Below are 17,431 nucleotides of genomic sequence, written 5' to 3' on the forward strand. Positions count from 1 at the left end.
CCTGTCACTGACACATATACGGTATATAATCCTTCTGGGATCTACCCTGAGTATACCTGTGTTTGGTGCTAATTCTGAAGCATCTACCCAGGTATCTGAATCTGAACCCTGGGTAACCATCTTTGTCCATGGCATCAAAAGCATCAAACCCCATGTCTCTCTGAATAATTTCTTTAAATTCATGGTAGACGATATAGAAAATACCATATACTCCAAAACAGTGGACTATATGCGTAAAGATTCCTTCTTTTATAAAAATCAGCCTATGCAAGGCATTGGATTATTACCGGTAGATACCAGCCTAGCTAACAGAAAAGGTAATGCTTCAGGCGCTATGGCTATGCTCTTTGATGAAATGGATACATACCTGGGTAATAATCACAAAAATTACTACTTTACCTATGGATGGTCAGGACTCATGAGTCCTACAGTACGCTACAAAGAAAGTGTGCACTTTTTTGAGGTTCTTGAACAAGAAATGGCCAAATTCCACGCACAAAATATATACCCCAAATTACGCATCATTGGTTATAGCCACGGTGGCAACGTATGTCTTAATCTAGGGCGTGCACGACAAAAAGTGTTTCCAAACTCATCTCTTGTTATTAATGAACTTATATTAATAGGTTCTCCTATCCAAGGAGAAACAGACTTCTTAGTCAATGACCAGTTATTTGAAAAGGCATATCATTTTTATTCTGATGGCGATCGCATTCAACAATTGGATTTCTTTTCTTTTGATCGATTCTTTTCTAACCGTACCTTTGAAGCATACTCTGCATTTACGCCACAAAAAAAATTAACTCAAGTTCAGTTAAAAGTTATGCGTTGCACACCAAGCACTCGTCGTAGCCAAAAAAAATTGGAACTTTCTAAAAACTTAGAAAATACAGCTCTGCTGGCAGGGAACTCACATTTAATTCGTGATGCATCACCTGGTCATTCGGAATTATGGTTTTTTGGGTGGACTCCAGTTAATTACAGAGAAATTTTTCCACTTAATCCATTTCCAACCATTACCTTTGCACCGCATATTATCCATGAGCTACAACAACTGGAAAATGTTCTGCCTTCACCGCAACCAATTGTCGTAGACTTGCGTCCTGAACAAGGTCAAATGTTAATTAAAAAACAAAGTTCTATTGATGTATTCAAAGTAGTAGATTTTGTACCACAAACTACCTTAACCCAATGGCGTCTCAAACTACAATCATATGTACCTGATGCTTATACACCAGAAGAATATAATCAGCACATTCGACTCGCATATGAACATGCAAGTCTAGACTATGCAAGAGAAAATGAAAAACTCAATCCACGTGCAATTAAGCATCAACAAAAAATACAACGTCGTACTAAGAAAAAATTAGATCAAGTATTATTGGTAAAAGAACCAAAGAAAAAAGATAAGAAAAAATCAATTATCACCGAATCTCTACATGTTAAACTAGATTGTCCATTCTGTGAGCATACGGCTACAACAGCACTATAAGCTTTATACTCTAATGATATTCCATACAGAAATTAGTTCTTGCATATTCAATTGCTGTGCACGTTTTTGCAATAGTTCATCAGACAATTGAGTCAAATCATAATGCCCTTGGCTCAAGTTATTGCGCAAGGTGCGACGTGGTTGTTTGAAGCATCGTTGAATAAATTCCCAAAATTTTTCTTCATCAACAATTGGCTGAATATCTGTTCTAGGTTTTAAATATAAAAGGCGTGAAAATATCTTTGGCTGTGGCTCAAAAGCTGAAGGAGGCACCTTATTCATTAATTTCCATTCAAAAAATCGCTGAAAAAATAATGACGGGTATCCATAACCTCGGCCTGATGTTTTTACAATTTTTTGTGCAACCTCTTCTTGAACCATGATTACACCTTCTTTGAGCAGGTGACGATTTTTTTGCAACCAATGCAAAATAGGAAACGTTACATTGTATGGTAAATTTGCAAGAATAGTCCATGGCTTATATGGCTCAAACATAGCTGGATCTACGGTTAAAAAGTCCTGTTGATGCACAACCAACCGCGTATCGCGAATTTTATTTTGTACATGTGTTGCCCATTCTGGATCTATTTCAAAAACCCACAACCGTGCAATTGGCTCTTCCAAAATCGCACGCGTCAGAAATCCATCACCACAGCCAATTTCAAATACTGATGAATCTTTATTTAAATCAACTGCAGCAATAATATGATGGGTTATATTTCCATCACGTAAAAAATTTTGTCCAAATTTCTTTTTTAAACGAATATCTGACGCATACGCCATAGTGTTCTTACTCCATTAATGCTTCACGGAAGAAATCAAGTTCTTCTAGCACTTTACCTGCACCATTTACTACACAGAACAATGGATCTTTTGCAACTCGCACTGGCAATCCAGTTTCTTTGGAAATTAATCTATCAAGACCCTTGAGCAATGAACCTCCGCCAGCCATGACAATGCCACGATCAACTAAATCTGAAGAAAGTTCTGGTGGTGTATTTTCCAATGCAACACGTGCAACATCAACAATACTTGCAACCGTTTCTATGAGAGCTTCATTTACTTCTGGACTAGTTAGCGTAATTGTTTTTGGAACACCAGTTACCAAATCACGACCTTTAACTTCCATGCTTTCTTTTCTAAGATTATCATCAAGCATAGCTGATCCGATTGCCATCTTAACTTGTTCTGCAGTACGTTCACCAATCAATAAATTGTATTTACGTTTTACATATTGCACAATGGCACGATCCATTTCATCACCACCTACACGTACTGAACGGCAAAATACAATTGATTTTAATGAGATAATTGCAACTTCCGTTGTACCACCACCAATATCAATCACCATGTTTCCTGATGGTTCTTGTACCGGTAATCCTGCACCAATTGCTGCCGCCATTGGTTCCATAATGGTATATACTTCACGTGCACCTGCTTGTTTTGCCGTATCTTCTACTGCACGACGTTCTACTTGTGTAATACCTGATGGCACACCAACAATCATGCGTGGACGCACTAACGTACGGCGATCATCATGCACTGCACGAATAAAATGACGCAGCATACTTTCAGTTAATTCAAAGTTTGCGATCACACCATCACGCAATGGGCGACATGCAACAATATTTTCTGGTGTTTTACCAAGCATTTCTTTTGCTGTTTTGCCTGCTGCAAGAACTTGATTAGAATGCGCTTTGACCGCAACTACCGATGGCTCATTTAACATGATCCCCTTATTGCGGACATATACCACTGTGTTGGCAGTCCCTAGATCAATTGCAACATCATTGGAAAAAATACTAAATAATCGTTTTGCGGGAAAAAATCTTTTTAAACTCATACACGTTCCTTATGTACCTTTACAATAGTTAAATTTTTCACTGCTTACCTTTTGACATTAAAAATTAAAAGATATTCCGAGTGCAACTTTATGCGTATTTGGTACAAATTTTGCTTTAAACATAGATGGAATATCCCAGCGTAATGATACAACTGGTGCAAAATCACGCACAACACGCATACGCCCAAAATCATACAACACAAGTACGGTAAAATAAGAAGATGACCAACCAGACACACGCTCAGTTTCAGTTATACATACAGGAACTGGTGGACACGGACGTACATTATTCCATTCATCCTGCTGATGTATTGTTAATGTATAAAATACACCGGCACCAAGACCTTCACGCAAATTTTCTAACATAAACCAAGGCGAGCAAATAAACGTTACACCAGGATTTACATTTACATCACCTACTGCAGCACCAAAAATAAATGGTTCTCCTGCCACTGAAATGCGTTGTTTTGATGTTTTAGCAAACCGTTTATTTAAGCGTAGCAAACAACCAACTTTTATATCTTCTTTGACTTCAAATAGTGCATCCAGTGCACCATACATACCCCAATGACCATTGCCACCATAAGGAATTGAAGCAGGATTATTAATATCGCGTAATACGCCACTACCCATCAAAACGCCAACGCGAGCTCCCGCATCAATACGCCTGCAACGTAAGGTGAAATCCCAGGTGCCCCCACCACGGATATATGCGTCAATATCACCAAATCCTGTTTGATGCGCGGTATTTGATTTAATACCTATAACACGAAACATCTCGCGCAGTTCATCATTCAATTCTTGTTTATCAGATGGACCTAACAACAATGAAACATGATCCATAGTAGAACGATCATCTTTTAATATAAATTCTTGGCTTGTATTCGATCGCATAAATAACCACGATGCACCAACAGAAAGATGCTGTGTGATTGCTTGGTGATAAAAGAACTCTGCACCTTGCGCCTGTAATTTGCCGGTCATAGCCCATGGAATTTTTGCACCACGCCAATCAGTACGCAGTGGGTTTGGTTTGCCAACAATATCAAGTGCATTACTAAGTTTCCCTTGATCCAATGTTCCAAAAATTTCGGGAATACCTATTTCATCTTCTTGTGGGCCGGATGCAGAACTTGCGGTAGCAAACATAGCATCCATTTCAATAACTGATGGCAACCCTTCTATAACCAACCGACGCCATTGAAACAATGGGATAAACCTATTATCAAATACCATTGCTTTACATAATGATGGTACCAATGCGAGTACTATCATGTAGCTGACAAACCTTTTTATTTTATGTAACATTGCTGCTCCTGCACATCGTGTTAATCATATTTTATATACCTCACTCTCCTGCACGCTCGACACAATAGCAGAGGGTAGTATAAAAAAAGAAAAGTATTTAAACTCCAAGTTTGTATGCACTAAACGAGTCATTGTAGGCTATTCAATAATTTCTCTCAAATATATGAACCTGAAAAAAGAATAGATTTACTTCATACATAATACCGTATGAGTCTTATTTTTGAAAGCTCTTAGTCAGTAAAATATTTTAATTAATAACTATTTTGCATAACTATTTCTCAAATATTGACGCTCAATGATTACTTTCTTATACATTATTTTGTATTATAATGCGTAATATTTAGTATGTTAATCTTATTATCTCCCGTATAAAATTGAAAGGAGAATCTATGGTCAAAAATATTCAGGCAATTGTTTTGGCAGCAGGTAAATCTACACGTTTTAAAACCGGAAATACAAAATTGCTTGAGAAAATTTGTGGCCAAGAAATGATTTTGTACGCTATTAAATTACTCAAGCAATTAAACATACCAACCACTATGATAGTTGGATACAAAAAAGATGTTATACAACCAGTAGTAGCACAATATACAAATAACACGGTTTCATTTATAGAACAATTGGAACAAAAAGGCACAGGCCACGCGCTGTTATGTAGTAAACCTATATGGACTGAGGATCATATCCTTGTCATGAATGGCGACATGCCGCTCATAACAGAAACTATCGTACAAGAATTGTATGCCAAGCATATCAAAACACAAGCAGCAATTAGTTTTGTAACTTCGCACATTACTGATCCGGTTAATAATAGTTATGGCAGAGTAATTAAATCTGAAAACAGTATACAAATTGTTGAACAAAAAGATTTTGAAGGTGATCCACTTGAACACTGTTGTATCAATGCCGGTATTTACCTGATTAATAAACAATTCTTAGTTGAGCATATCCTATCGCTGGATCAAAATAACAAAAGTAATGAATTCTATTTGACGGATTTAATTAAAATTGCAAGTGACAAACAATATACGGTAACCACCTATACTGCACCTTTTGATTGTATTCGTGGTGTCAATACACTTCAAGAATTATGGGCCGTTGAGCAAATAAAACGAGCAGAACTTATTAAACATTGGATGGAACAAGGGGTACATTTTCCTACTGCACAAAGCACGCATGTTGATCTAGATGTAACCATAGGCGCTGGAACATTTATCGGGTGTGGCGTACATGTAAGCTCAGGATCAGTCATTGGAGAAAATTGTATTATTCGAGCATTTTCATCGATAGAAAATAGCACCATACATGATAACACCATAATTGAATCGCATACCATTGTAAAAAATTCAATTATCGGAAAACATGCACATATCGGGCCATTTGCGCATGTACACACCAATTCAGTTATACAAGATTATGCAACCATTGGTAATTTTGTTGAAGTAAAGAACAGTACTATCGGTACAGAAACAAATGCCAAACACCTTGCATACCTTGGTGATGCTTGCATTGGTAATGAAGTAAACATTGGTGCCGGTACTATCACTTGCAACTATGATGGTATACAAAAACATCAGACTATTATAGAAGACAATGCTTTTATTGGCAGTAATAACACATTGGTTGCTCCACTGACTATTAAACATGGTGCTTTTACTGCAGCTGGGTCTACGATTACCAAGGATGTGCCAGAAGATGCATTAGCTATTGCTCGCGAACGACAAACAAATAAAGAAAAATATGCTCTAAAAATACGGGAAAAAAAACAGAGCAATAGATTTTCATTTCTAGGTGCCATAAAAACACATCACGATATAACAACATAACGATATGATCACATTCATACATACTGCAGATATACACTTTGGCATGGAAAATTATGGCAAAATTGACCCACAAACGGGTATTCATACACGTTTGCTTGATTTTGCACATGCACTAAATTTTTGTATAGATTATGCCATACAAGAAAAGGTCGACTTTTTTTTATTCAGCGGCGATGCCTATAAAACAGCACATCCAAGCCCTACGCAACAAAAAATGTTGTTACAATGTTTCTTGCGGTTATACAAAGCAAATATTCCGGTAATAATCACTATTGGTAATCACGACAATCCGCTTAGTTTTGGCAAAGCTAACTCTCTTGAAGTATTTGGCGATATACCTTTGGATGGTTTTCATGTTATTGCAAAACCTACAACTATACATCTAGAAACAAAAAATGGACCGGTACAAATTGTAGGTATTCCCTGGCCAACGCGTAATACTATTTCTATATCGGACAAGCATGTACATAAATCTGCTACAGAAATTACCAAATATATTTCTGATGCAGTAACACACATTATTAAAGATCATGCAAAAAAATTAGATCCTACTATTCCTGCAATTCTTGCGGGCCATTTGACGGTAACATCAGGCGTTTTTTCCGGTTCGGAAAAACGGGCAATCTATGGAACTGATCCTATGTTTTTGCCATCTGAACTTGCAATTGAACCATTTGATTATGTTGCATTGGGGCACCTGCATCGTTACCAAAATTTAAATCCAAATGGGTACCCCGCTATTATTTATTCTGGATCAATTGAACGAGTTGATTTTGGTGAACGCAAAGAAGATAAAGGATTTTGTGTTGTACGAATTCCACAAAAAAACAAAGCTACGCATGAATTTATAAAAACTCCTATGCGTCCATTCATTCAGATTGAAGTTATCTTACAAAAAGGACAACCTCAAACTGAACAGCTCATCGCTGCAATACAAAAACATGATATTAAAGATGCAATTATAAAAATTTTGTATCATGTACCTGAAGATGTAAAAGATACGGTGGAATTGAAAGAAATTCAACGTATTTGTGCTGATGCTATGTATATAGTTGGCGTAATTCCAATCCGAAAAACAATAGTGCGCGAACGCCGTATTGGATCTACCAAAGTGCACATGAACTTACCAGAATTACTTGGTGCATACTTTGATTCTAGACCAGGGCTTCAAGAAAAAAAGAGTAATTTAATTGAAAAGGCAATGCTGTTACTTGAGGAACATCAACATGAACAAGAAGAAATAAGTTAAGCATCTTCTAATTCAGATTCTTCATGTATAATAGGTAGCATACTAATATTACGCGTGCATCGTGTTTTAGCTTGGTATTTAAACATGCTTTTGATAATATCTTTTTCTTGTTGTGATAATTTTGTTCTATCATAACCATAGCGCAAGAGAATTTTTACCGCATATATATTATCTGTTTTGAGTGCTTTTTGGATAGGGCTTTCTTCTACAATTTCACAGCAACCATCATAGTTTTTAAAAATAATTGATGTCGTATACATATCCGCACCACATTTGAGTAATGCTTTTAGTACCTCTAACTTATTGTAAGCTACTGCGTACCATACTGGTGTTATCTCTTGATTTTCATATGCATTGCTCATGACATTAATTTTATTAATGTTTTGGCCATGTTCATATGCATAATGTATCTGAACTACTTGCTGAGATTCTTGTATATTGCTCTGTAAAATACCCCATATGGAACCTGTCTTCTGCATAGTATGAATATATGTGGAACTTATAATAATTCCACATAAAAAAAGTAACTGATGCATGCTTTTCATGCAGCCTCCCCCCCCTATTGTAATAATTCTCGTGCTGCCTCATTGGCATAACAACGTGCGTGTGCTTGCTCAGATGCGCCAACATAAGCACCATAATCCAAAAGCAATCTGATTATAGCAAGATGATTTAATTTAATTGCAAGAGATAGCGGTGATTCAGATTCTATATGGGCTACTCCCACCATTGTCTCATGAGCTTTTTGGCTTGCAAGGTTAGGATTAGCACCTGATTGCAGAAGAACTTTTACAAGATTTTCTTCTTGCTCACTTATTGCGTAGTTTAATGGGGTAAAATATATGATCTGATCATGAACACTGATATGTTGTAACTCATTTGGGTCCAAACCTATCAACTGTTTGTATCTAACCTCTACGGGGTGCTCAAAAATATCCCATATACTTTTGTATACGCATAACCGTTTTATGTCACGATCACTTGCCAAAGGCTCTATACGCATCCTCTTGCGATTAGTTTCATGTAAACGGGTTTTTTTAGATCGCGGCAACGTAGTATGAAATGTCCTCGGCCTTTTCAAGCTTGTCGATTGTTGCATTGGGTTATGTAATAAATCATCACTCAATTTGAAACGTTTAAATAACATAACTGACTTTTCTATATCATCATCATAAACGCGTTTCATACTAGATAATTGAAAAAAGCAACACGTAGTGACTATATATAGCATCAAACGCTTCATCGCTCGTATTCCTCAATCTAAATATACAATAGCAGCATTATCATATAATTGCTTACGATATTCCTGCATCATTTCTATATATCTTGGCTGCATTAAAAGACTCGATATTTCTCGATACCGGTCTTCTAGCGAACGCACATGCTCTTCTGTTTTTGCAATGAGGCGATATAACTCAAAACCTTCTTGACTCTCACGCGGTAGAGAAATTTGTCCAACGTCTAATTTCAATATAAATTGCTTATCTTCAGCAATATCAGATGCTTCAATGGTAAATTCTGCGCTAAGTTCCGGCAAAATCCCTTTTTTCATCTGCATAACTAGCTGAGTTTTTTGATCTGCAGGGGCAAGTGAATCATCAAATGGTACAAAGGCACGCTGAAGTGTAAAACGAGCCGGCTCAACTTCTGGGTGTTCATTGTAGTATGCCTCTACTTCTTTACGTGGTACTAGTAAATTGCCACGAATTTTAAAATCAATCATTGTATTGAATGTTTGCATACGCTTGAGTTCTTCACGTCCTTCCTGCAATGTACGGCCACCTTCCATAAATACCGCTTCAAGCTGTTGCTGATTCATATCATTTTCTTGCATAATGCTCGCCAAGTACCTATCAACCGCATCATCGTCCGGAACTACTTTATGCTTTTCTGCATCCAAATACACCAGCGACTCAAAAACAATTGCTTCAAGTGGACGTTGTTGCCCTTGCAATGATGGACGCATCACATCTGAACGTACTATTATTTGAGTACCTTCAAGCGTATAAACAACTGCGTCAATGGTATCTATCATCACTCGAGCATACATATATACAGGAATACACATCAAACTCAATAAAAAAAACTTTTTCATACAGTCTCCCTAGATTATGTTACATATTTTTTTTAGTAGTATAACAAAAAAAGAGGAACTTACTGTATGCAAGTTCCTCTTTTTTATACCAATTTCTAGATTAAGCTGCTTGCGTTATTTGTTCAGTTGATACGTCTGCAGCTGGGTGCTCTTCGTTTACCTCTGCTACAGCCGACGTATCTTGACGCATTTTTACCTGAGCTTCTTCGAGCGGTTGCGCAAATGTTTTTTCAATCTTTAAACTATATTTTTCTTTTAGTTTATTTTTTGCATCACTTACCACTTCTTCTTGTTTTTGGCTCTCAAGATACGCTTTGAGTTGATCTTTGATCTCTTCAAATGGACGATATACCGTATCTTCTTTTGATTCTGCTTTTACAACCCAGACGTTTTTGTCATCAACTTTGATAACATTGACTGATGGGAACGTTTTGAGTGCCATAATCTTTTCACGCAAGCTTGGTGCTATGCCCACGCTTTGGCCGTTAACTACACGAAAATCTTGTATCGCATCAGTCTTGTCAGCTGCTTCTGCTGCTTTTGCCAAATCCATACCTGCAGCCTTAACTTTTGCTGCAAATGCTTGCGCATCTGCTTCATTATCAAACTTAATGCCTTCTGCACGTATGCCACCACGAGAAATCATAAGTTCTGCCATTTTATCTTTATTATCTTCATAGAATTTTTTAACTTCACTTGCTGGTACAGATGCCTTGTAATTCATTTTGAAGTATTTATCTGCAAGCAAATAATCAATTTGTTCAAGCATGCGCTCACGGTCTGCTGCAAACTCTGCATTTTGAGCTAAGTTTTCATCTACAGCCCAACGTTTCATTAATTTTTGTTCTGCTAATGCTTGTGCCACGCGATCTTTGAGCGCATCTTCACCACCCATTAGTGGCAACATTTGTGCAATACGTGGATCTTCTTGCATTAATTGTTGAAATGCTTTGTTAAGACTTTTTTCACTTACTACTGTTTTTCCTTCTATACTCACAACCGCAGCACTACCATCATCAAGTATTTCTAGTTGGCCAAAACCTACCTCTACTGGCACTCCTTCCTGCGTACCACTTGGCATTGTACGCTGCGTTTCTTGACCACCAAATGTTGATTTAATCCAATCAAGCACTCCGCAACCTGGTAATACCAATAACGCTATAATTAACGCACTTAAAGTCATCTGTGATTTATTAAAAAGTGGCTTAATCATATGGAACCCTTTTGATAATTTTTAGACAGTTACACTCTAGACTTTTTTCTTATCCAGTAGTTAGCAATAGTACCAAAAAATGCATTTTTTACAATCTATAATTTTTTAGCATTTTCCCCATACCATTTTACGCTTCACGTGCTATACTACATGCAAAATTTTATGCAAAATCACAAAGGACATTTTATGAAAAAATTTCTTTTCATACTCTTTTTAATAAGTAGCAATGCGCATATATATAGCATGGAAGCTGCAAAAGACCTTGTGCACTACTTTAGCAAACGATTGGATCCAGATGGGTATATATTAGATCTCAAAAACCAAGAATTGTATGAAAATCTTCAAAAAGAAATGGAAGTAAAAGACATTGGTGAATTAATGCGTAATGAGTCATTTAGTAAAGGCATTGATAAACAATCACAAGAACGTATTTATTATCTTATCGCATGCCTACTAGAAGCTAGTAAAACACAATCACATAAAAATCTAGAAAGCATGATAAAAATCAATCTTCCACTTGTTTCTGATCTCCACTTAATGCTCGCAATGAAGGCTTTAGGTGAACATGGCAAAAAAATTATAGATATAAAAACTGAACATCCTCGAGTTAACGCATTACTCTATAGATTCAATCATTTACCTGAAAACGAACAAAAGGTTCTTAAACAAACTCTCCGCATTCAAGAAGAAGCCCTCAATCTTTCACAAAAAATACAGACTGTTGAGCAACTACTAGAAGATATTCCTGTTGATACACGCATCAATTTATTCTCTAAATTTATAGATGAACAAAAAGTACAAGAGCAATTAGATTCTAGTTACTCTGCAGGAAAAATCGAAGACAGTAATGCTATAACACACCAAGTTAGTGACAATGAAGATCAATAACCATTTTAATTTTTAAAAAAATTATATAGGATGAAATTGTTCTTACAAAAAAATTTAGAGCGTAACGTTTAAAAAAATAAGGAGTTCTCATGACTGCAAAAGTATTATCTACACTCAGCTTGTCTTTGCTACTCACTTGGATGCCACATGCACAGGGAATGGAAAATAATGATTGGCAACGTAAAAAATCACGCAAAAATGTCAAAACCGATATAAGAAAAAAACATATCGAATCTTATGGCCTTGAATCTTATATACAAAAATATGGCAAAAAATGTCTAATAAAAGACTTTCCTCCCAAGGTAACAGCACACGATCTTGAAAATGCAAAAAAAGCACTTGCTAAGACACCAGACCAAGTAAAACCATTAGATGCTCGTGATTATATACATGAACTCATTAGAATGCATACCATATCTCAAACAGCGTTAGACGCTTTGGATATAGTTGAACAAAATCAAGCTCAAAAAGACCTATCACTATACAAACAAGTTTACAAGGGAGTAATTCGCACTGCTCCTAAGGCACAACAAGAACAAGCTACCCAAGATTTATCTCAATCAGTAATGATGGCTGAGAATTTAGAGGCTTCTCAAGTAGTCCCTGTTCAAAAACAAGGGTCAAAAGGCCTTGGATTCACAACCAAACTTAAAGACTGGTATTATGGCACTCATAAAAACGTTTCTACTGAACTAACACGGGCAATGGATTTATCAGCACAAGGTCAACAACAACGCTTGAACAAAGCAATAGATTATTGCGCAAAACATGGCATGATTACCGACCTTACTAAAATATATGAATCACTCAAAGTATTGAACTATAAACTGGTTGATCCTGCCGTTAATGCACGAGCATTAAAAGCTTTTGCAACTGCAAAAAATGCACAACGTGCTTCATTAGCAAACCTTATTGCTCAAGCTTCTATAAACATACGCGACGGTATAACAAACTTATTAGAGCAGTTAGACAAATCAAATACAGCATTGCTACAACATATACGAGAAATACAAAATCTACATGAAGAACAAAAATTAGTACACGAAACAGGCATGATAGAACTTGATAGTTATGATGATACCTTTACATCACATGAAGAAAACGATATTTATGCTTCTATCCATATGCAAAAACCAATAGAAATGCTCAGTTTAATTGCAGAAACACTTGAACTTCTGCAGGGAAACGAATGTGAGCGACTACACATCGGTCAATAATTCATAACACTAAAAAAATGCTCTGCTTGGTCATATGCCAACAGAGCATTTTTTTATATCACACGACATACTACTACCACCGTTATAGATGCTGGTTTTAATTTGAACAATTCTTTTGCAGCTGTACGCACCGTAGCACTCGTAGTCATTAAATCATCCACTAATACAATGTGTTTACCTTCATAGAACTCTTTATGCTTTACGCGCAATGCAAATACGTGCTGCACATTCTTTTGTCGTTCATCAGGAGACAGTTGTGCTTGTGGCTGTGTACGTCTTATACGCTTGAGTAATCGTTGCATAGGCCACCCACTGCATGTTGATAATGTCTGCGCAATATGTTCTGCCTGATTAAAACCTCGCCAAGCATACCGGGTCCAATGGAGAGGGATAGGTACCAATACATCACAAGGCATATTTCTAATGTACGTCAATTGCCATATGAGTTCACCCAATTGGTAACTGGCAACGCTGTTATATCTTTTTGCCAAGATTAATTTTTTGAGTGGATCTTTATACGCAGAGATGGCAAAGACCTTAACTTCTTTTGTATTGGTAATTTGTATAGTTGTAGAAATTATGGGAACAATTTGCTTACTACACTCACTACAAAAAATTGTATCTTCCGGCAAAAATAATCCACAAGATGCACAAAATGGTGGGGCAATGATATGCCAAAATTTGATATAAATATATGAAAAAAGTAATTTAATAGATTGAAAAATATTTGGGTTCATATAGCTTATTGTATGTTCTAATCATAAAATTTTAAGGAAGCATCATGAAACAACTAATCTTTTGTACATTATTGGTAATATCAATGCCAGTATGGTGTATGGAAAAAAAAGAAAAAAGAACTAATAAAACGGTAACAATATTACTACCCTCAAATAAGAAAAAAGCGATAGAGTTATTGGCAGTTCTGAGTATAATTGCCAACACAACGTTACCTTCAGGCCTGCAAGAAGAATATCGTAAATGCCTTGAAGCAGGTAAGAAATAAAAAAAATAAAATCAGAATAAAAATCTCAAAATAATATTTGCAAGAATTGCAGCCAAAATATCATCAATCATAATACCCCATTCACCATTCAAACGTTCTATAAAGCGAATACCTCCTGGCTTTAAAATATCAAAAAAACGAAATAGTATAAAACCAACTAATACTGTTTGCGTAGTCAACCCAATACCCCACCAGGTGATTAAGCACCCAATAAATTCATCAAATACTATTTCTGATGGATCTTCATCTTGCCGTCGCCACGCAACAAGTGCTTTACGAATGACCCATAGACCAAATATTGCTAGCAGAACAATGATGCCTAATTGTATATGCCTATCAGGAATATAATAATGCAATGCATAGACAACCGGAATAGAAACTATGGACGCAAGTGTACCTGGCGCCATAAAGTAACCAATGGGGCCCATTGTTACGCAATATGAATACCACTGTTTCATGATTCTTTATAATACTCCAACAACATAATGCCTACCCCACATACAATAGCTACATCTGCAACATTAAATGCAGGGAATACCCAATCTTTGTATGAAAATATAATAAAATCTACCACACCACCATACAACACACGATCAATAATATTAGAAACCGATCCTGCAAGAACTAATACTTCTCCAACAATTGCTTGCTTATTAAGCCACCGCGCATACGCATATACGCCCAATAACAATGTGATACCAACAATAATTAAGCTAATTGTCGTAAACACCCATACGTGCTGTGAATGAAACATGCTCCAAGAAATACCACGGTTGAATGAAACTTCAAATGATAACCAATCATTCACTATTCCTCGTTGCATATATGTAGCTAATGCTTCAAGCTTAGTAATACGGTCAAGAATGATCACCAAACCAAATATGAGACTATACCAGAATTTCTTTGTAACTTTGATCATCTGATGGTTGCTCCTTGTTTCTCCAGAACCTTCACTACCTTATGATAAATAGTATCGACTTCTTCCTTGGTTAATGTTTTGTGGTCATCACGAATAACAAAACGGAAAGCCAATGATTTCTGATCTTGCCATTCTGCCTTTTGGAAAAAATCAATCAATACAATTGATACAATACGATCATCAACATGAGCTACAGCTGTTTGCAACTCTTGGAATGTTCTGCTTAATGGTACCAACATACTAATATCTCTGATTACTTCAGGGTACTTAGATGACGGCGCATAGCGTTTAGCTTCTGGCTTAGTATTAATCAAAAAATCACCATCAAGTTCAAAAATAAATGCGGTACCTTCTGCAAGTTTATTGAAAAATAATGTATCAACGCTCCCGGCTATACCAACTACATTTCCTTGGTACATAATGTGTGCTGTTTGATATGGTGCCCACCATGGTTGTGTTGGATGTTGTACTTGCTGCCAATCAACTTCAAGGTCAAGTGCATTGAATAGTTGATGTAATAATGCCTTGCCATCATAAAAACTTATAGATTTTTTATCAAATAAAATACCGGCTAGCTTTTTGGTTTCAGTTATATCTTTATGGTTTGTCCACACGCGTCCCCATTCAAAAAAACGCAACTGTTCATGATGAACATGATTAAGCACAACTGCTTTGAACATATGTGGGATTAACGAGGTAACTAAACATTGCCAATTTTCTGACACCGGATCTTTAACTGATGCTGCATCACTCGGCTGCCAATTCAATTGGCGTAGAAACGATTCATCATAGAATGCATAATTATATAATTCATGCATTTGCATGCCATATGCCAGTAAGTTTTTTATGCTGCGCAACCGCATTAAATGGCTCAGTTCTGCTGCTTTGCTACGCATCAAAGGCATTTGCTGCGGAATAGTACCATATCCAATAAATCGTCCAATTTCTTCTACAATATCTTCTTTGATATTAATATCTTTGGTAGCACGAAATGTGGGTACGGTAATACTATACATATTACCAGCAGTATCTACTTTAAATTCTAACTTGTTGAGTGTTTTGTATACAAACTCTGGCGTAATGTTTGTACCAAGTCGTTTTTCAATAAAGTCATGTGAGACCATAATTTTTTTTGGTTCTGACAAAAGACCAACACTGATAACCTCACGTGATACATCCATTCCAATTGATGCGTCTTGCATTAAACGAATAAATCGCTGTATCGCATATATATTCTGCGAAGGATCTAAACTTTTCTCAAATCGCGCAGAAGCCTCAGTACGTACTTTGTGCCGAGCTGCAGCAAGACGAATTGGAGTTGGATCAAAATGTCCTGATTCAAGCAAAATATTTTTAGTTTGCAAACCAATTCCACTCAGCGCACCACCCATTACACCAACCAAAGAAACTGGCGTTTTCCCATCAGCAATCACAATATCATCTGGTGTTAATTCAATTGCTTGCTCATCAAGCAATGTAAGTTTCTCTTTTTTATGCGCACGGCGGACTACAATTTTTTTTGCTGGTAATTTGTCTGCATCAAATGCATGCATGGGTTGACCAATATCCAACATGACATAATTGGTAGCATCAACAATAGCATCTATAGCACGTGCATCTACACGGAGCAAGCGATGTGCCATCCAAAGTAGTGAAGGTGTATACATAACATTGCGTATGTAATTGAGTGCAAGCCGATTACAGCCACTATTTTTTTCAATTTCAATTGCCCATGGCTCTTGCACACTTGCTGGTGCTTTACTTTCAAATTCATGAACTTTAACATCAAATAAAAATGTGTCGAATGGTTTAAGTGGCAAATCCAATATGGCTGCAATTTCACGTGCAAAACCACGGTGCCCCCACATGTCTGGCCGATTAGTAATCGATTTATTATCCACTTCCAAGATATAATCTTCTTGTTCAAAATGCTGACGCCAATTTTTACGTAGGTCATCATCCATGGCAATTGCAGGTATTAGCACGTCTCTGGTACCACCAACATCATAGCCACGTGCCCACGCATTCTCGCCATTTAATTTTTTTATCAAATAGTAAGAATCCTTTTGGGCATCGGCACGGGTCGACAATGTAATGGTTTTATCTGTATCGGTTTGTAGAATTATACTATCAGCTTTGATTTCTTGAACCTGTGCAAAAAATAACGAATCCATGTCCGTATGTACTTTATATACACCTTCTATTTCTGCAGTAGTTTGATTAAAACGAGTAACCAAATCAGGAATATCGATTTTATGCCAATCGGCATCAATGTGATCAAAAATCCAAGCAATAGACAATTTCATGAGAGCAAATCCTATTCGTAGAACACACTATAATGTTTCTCATCATAGGTAAAAATAGCCAAAAGCGCAACC

17 protein-coding genes are annotated in these 17,431 nt (G+C 36.6%); 6 read left to right on the plus strand and 11 right to left on the minus strand.

The features are described from left to right. The first annotated feature begins 229 nt into the window (after positions 1 to 229). On the plus strand, positions 230 to 1,492 hold the full coding sequence (locus PK943_02810; protein ID HRN78143.1) for a hypothetical protein: 1,263 nt from the start codon (positions 230 to 232) through the stop codon (positions 1,490 to 1,492). Between the two features lie 3 nt (positions 1,493 to 1,495). On the opposite strand, the gene rsmA is transcribed toward PK943_02810, so the two are convergent. The 3 genes from rsmA to PK943_02825 are packed head-to-tail and all read right to left on the minus strand — an operon-like array spanning position 1,496 to position 4,643. Next, positions 1,496 to 2,275: a 16S rRNA (adenine(1518)-N(6)/adenine(1519)-N(6))-dimethyltransferase RsmA gene (gene rsmA, locus PK943_02815; protein HRN78144.1), complete on the minus strand. Its 780-nt coding sequence runs from the start codon at positions 2,273 to 2,275 to the stop codon at positions 1,496 to 1,498. Positions 2,276 to 2,282: 7 nt separating this feature from the next. Continuing rightward, positions 2,283 to 3,335 (minus strand): rod shape-determining protein, encoded by a 1,053-nt coding sequence (locus PK943_02820; GenBank protein ID HRN78145.1) that lies wholly within the window; start codon positions 3,333 to 3,335, stop codon positions 2,283 to 2,285. A 57-nt stretch (positions 3,336 to 3,392) separates the two neighbouring features. After that, on the minus strand, positions 3,393 to 4,643 hold the full coding sequence (locus PK943_02825) for a hypothetical protein (protein HRN78146.1): 1,251 nt from the start codon (positions 4,641 to 4,643) through the stop codon (positions 3,393 to 3,395). A gap of 389 nt (positions 4,644 to 5,032) precedes the next feature. On the opposite strand from PK943_02825, the gene glmU reads away from it, so the two are divergent. Together glmU and sbcD are read left to right on the plus strand one after the other, a co-directional pair. Continuing rightward, the gene (gene glmU, locus PK943_02830) at positions 5,033 to 6,469 is read left to right on the plus strand and encodes a bifunctional UDP-N-acetylglucosamine diphosphorylase/glucosamine-1-phosphate N-acetyltransferase GlmU (GenBank protein HRN78147.1); all 1,437 of its coding nucleotides are present in this window, start codon (positions 5,033 to 5,035) and stop codon (positions 6,467 to 6,469) included. A 4-nt stretch (positions 6,470 to 6,473) separates the two neighbouring features. Then, the gene (sbcD, locus tag PK943_02835) at positions 6,474 to 7,718 is read left to right on the plus strand and encodes an exonuclease subunit SbcD (GenBank protein HRN78148.1); all 1,245 of its coding nucleotides are present in this window, start codon (positions 6,474 to 6,476) and stop codon (positions 7,716 to 7,718) included. Here the strand turns inward: sbcD and PK943_02840 are convergent. The 4 genes from PK943_02840 to PK943_02855 all read right to left on the minus strand — a co-directional run bounded on the left by PK943_02840 (position 7,715) and on the right by PK943_02855 (position 11,026). Continuing rightward, positions 7,715 to 8,263, minus strand: coding sequence for a hypothetical protein (locus PK943_02840; GenBank protein HRN78149.1), 549 nt, complete (start codon positions 8,261 to 8,263; stop codon positions 7,715 to 7,717). The two genes, sbcD and PK943_02840, sit on opposite strands and share 4 nt — an antisense overlap. Positions 8,264 to 8,277: 14 nt before the next feature. Then, positions 8,278 to 8,961, minus strand: coding sequence for a hypothetical protein (locus tag PK943_02845; protein ID HRN78150.1), 684 nt, complete (start codon positions 8,959 to 8,961; stop codon positions 8,278 to 8,280). A gap of 12 nt (positions 8,962 to 8,973) precedes the next feature. Then, the gene (locus PK943_02850) at positions 8,974 to 9,813 is read right to left on the minus strand and encodes a peptidyl-prolyl cis-trans isomerase (GenBank protein ID HRN78151.1); all 840 of its coding nucleotides are present in this window, start codon (positions 9,811 to 9,813) and stop codon (positions 8,974 to 8,976) included. A 100-nt stretch (positions 9,814 to 9,913) separates the two neighbouring features. Beyond that, positions 9,914 to 11,026 carry a peptidylprolyl isomerase gene (locus tag PK943_02855; GenBank protein HRN78152.1) on the minus strand — a complete coding sequence of 371 codons (1,113 nt, stop codon included), beginning with the start codon at positions 11,024 to 11,026 and terminating at the stop codon, positions 9,914 to 9,916. Positions 11,027 to 11,212: 186 nt separating this feature from the next. Here PK943_02855 and PK943_02860 point away from each other — a divergent pair, with 186 nt between their 5' ends. Beyond that, on the plus strand, positions 11,213 to 11,914 hold the full coding sequence (locus PK943_02860) for a hypothetical protein (protein ID HRN78153.1): 702 nt from the start codon (positions 11,213 to 11,215) through the stop codon (positions 11,912 to 11,914). Positions 11,915 to 12,003: 89 nt separating this feature from the next. Further along, the gene (locus PK943_02865) at positions 12,004 to 13,131 is read left to right on the plus strand and encodes a hypothetical protein (GenBank protein HRN78154.1); all 1,128 of its coding nucleotides are present in this window, start codon (positions 12,004 to 12,006) and stop codon (positions 13,129 to 13,131) included. 53 nt (positions 13,132 to 13,184) lie between these two features. On the opposite strand, the gene PK943_02870 is transcribed toward PK943_02865, so the two are convergent. After that, positions 13,185 to 13,868 carry a ComF family protein gene (locus PK943_02870; GenBank protein ID HRN78155.1) on the minus strand — a complete coding sequence of 228 codons (684 nt, stop codon included), beginning with the start codon at positions 13,866 to 13,868 and terminating at the stop codon, positions 13,185 to 13,187. Between the two features lie 44 nt (positions 13,869 to 13,912). Between PK943_02870 and PK943_02875 the strand changes: the two genes are divergently transcribed. Beyond that, positions 13,913 to 14,134: a hypothetical protein gene (locus tag PK943_02875; GenBank protein ID HRN78156.1), complete on the plus strand. Its 222-nt coding sequence runs from the start codon at positions 13,913 to 13,915 to the stop codon at positions 14,132 to 14,134. 11 nt (positions 14,135 to 14,145) lie between these two features. Here PK943_02875 and PK943_02880 read toward each other — a convergent pair whose 3' ends face one another. The 3 genes from PK943_02880 to pheT are packed head-to-tail and all read right to left on the minus strand — an operon-like array spanning position 14,146 to position 17,359. Further along, positions 14,146 to 14,592: a phosphatidylglycerophosphatase A gene (locus PK943_02880; GenBank protein ID HRN78157.1), complete on the minus strand. Its 447-nt coding sequence runs from the start codon at positions 14,590 to 14,592 to the stop codon at positions 14,146 to 14,148. After that, on the minus strand, positions 14,589 to 15,053 hold the full coding sequence (gene lspA, locus PK943_02885) for a signal peptidase II (GenBank protein ID HRN78158.1): 465 nt from the start codon (positions 15,051 to 15,053) through the stop codon (positions 14,589 to 14,591). The genes PK943_02880 and lspA overlap by 4 nt, the downstream gene beginning before the upstream one ends. After that, entirely contained in the window at positions 15,050 to 17,359 is a 2,310-nt protein-coding gene (gene pheT / locus PK943_02890; protein ID HRN78159.1) for a phenylalanine--tRNA ligase subunit beta, read from the minus strand. The genes lspA and pheT overlap by 4 nt, the downstream gene beginning before the upstream one ends. Between the last annotated feature and the right edge of the window lie 72 nt (positions 17,360 to 17,431).

The sequence above is a fragment of the Candidatus Dependentiae bacterium genome (assembly GCA_035445995.1).
Taxonomy (GTDB): domain Bacteria; phylum Babelota; class Babeliae; order Babelales; family Vermiphilaceae; genus DAOMRS01.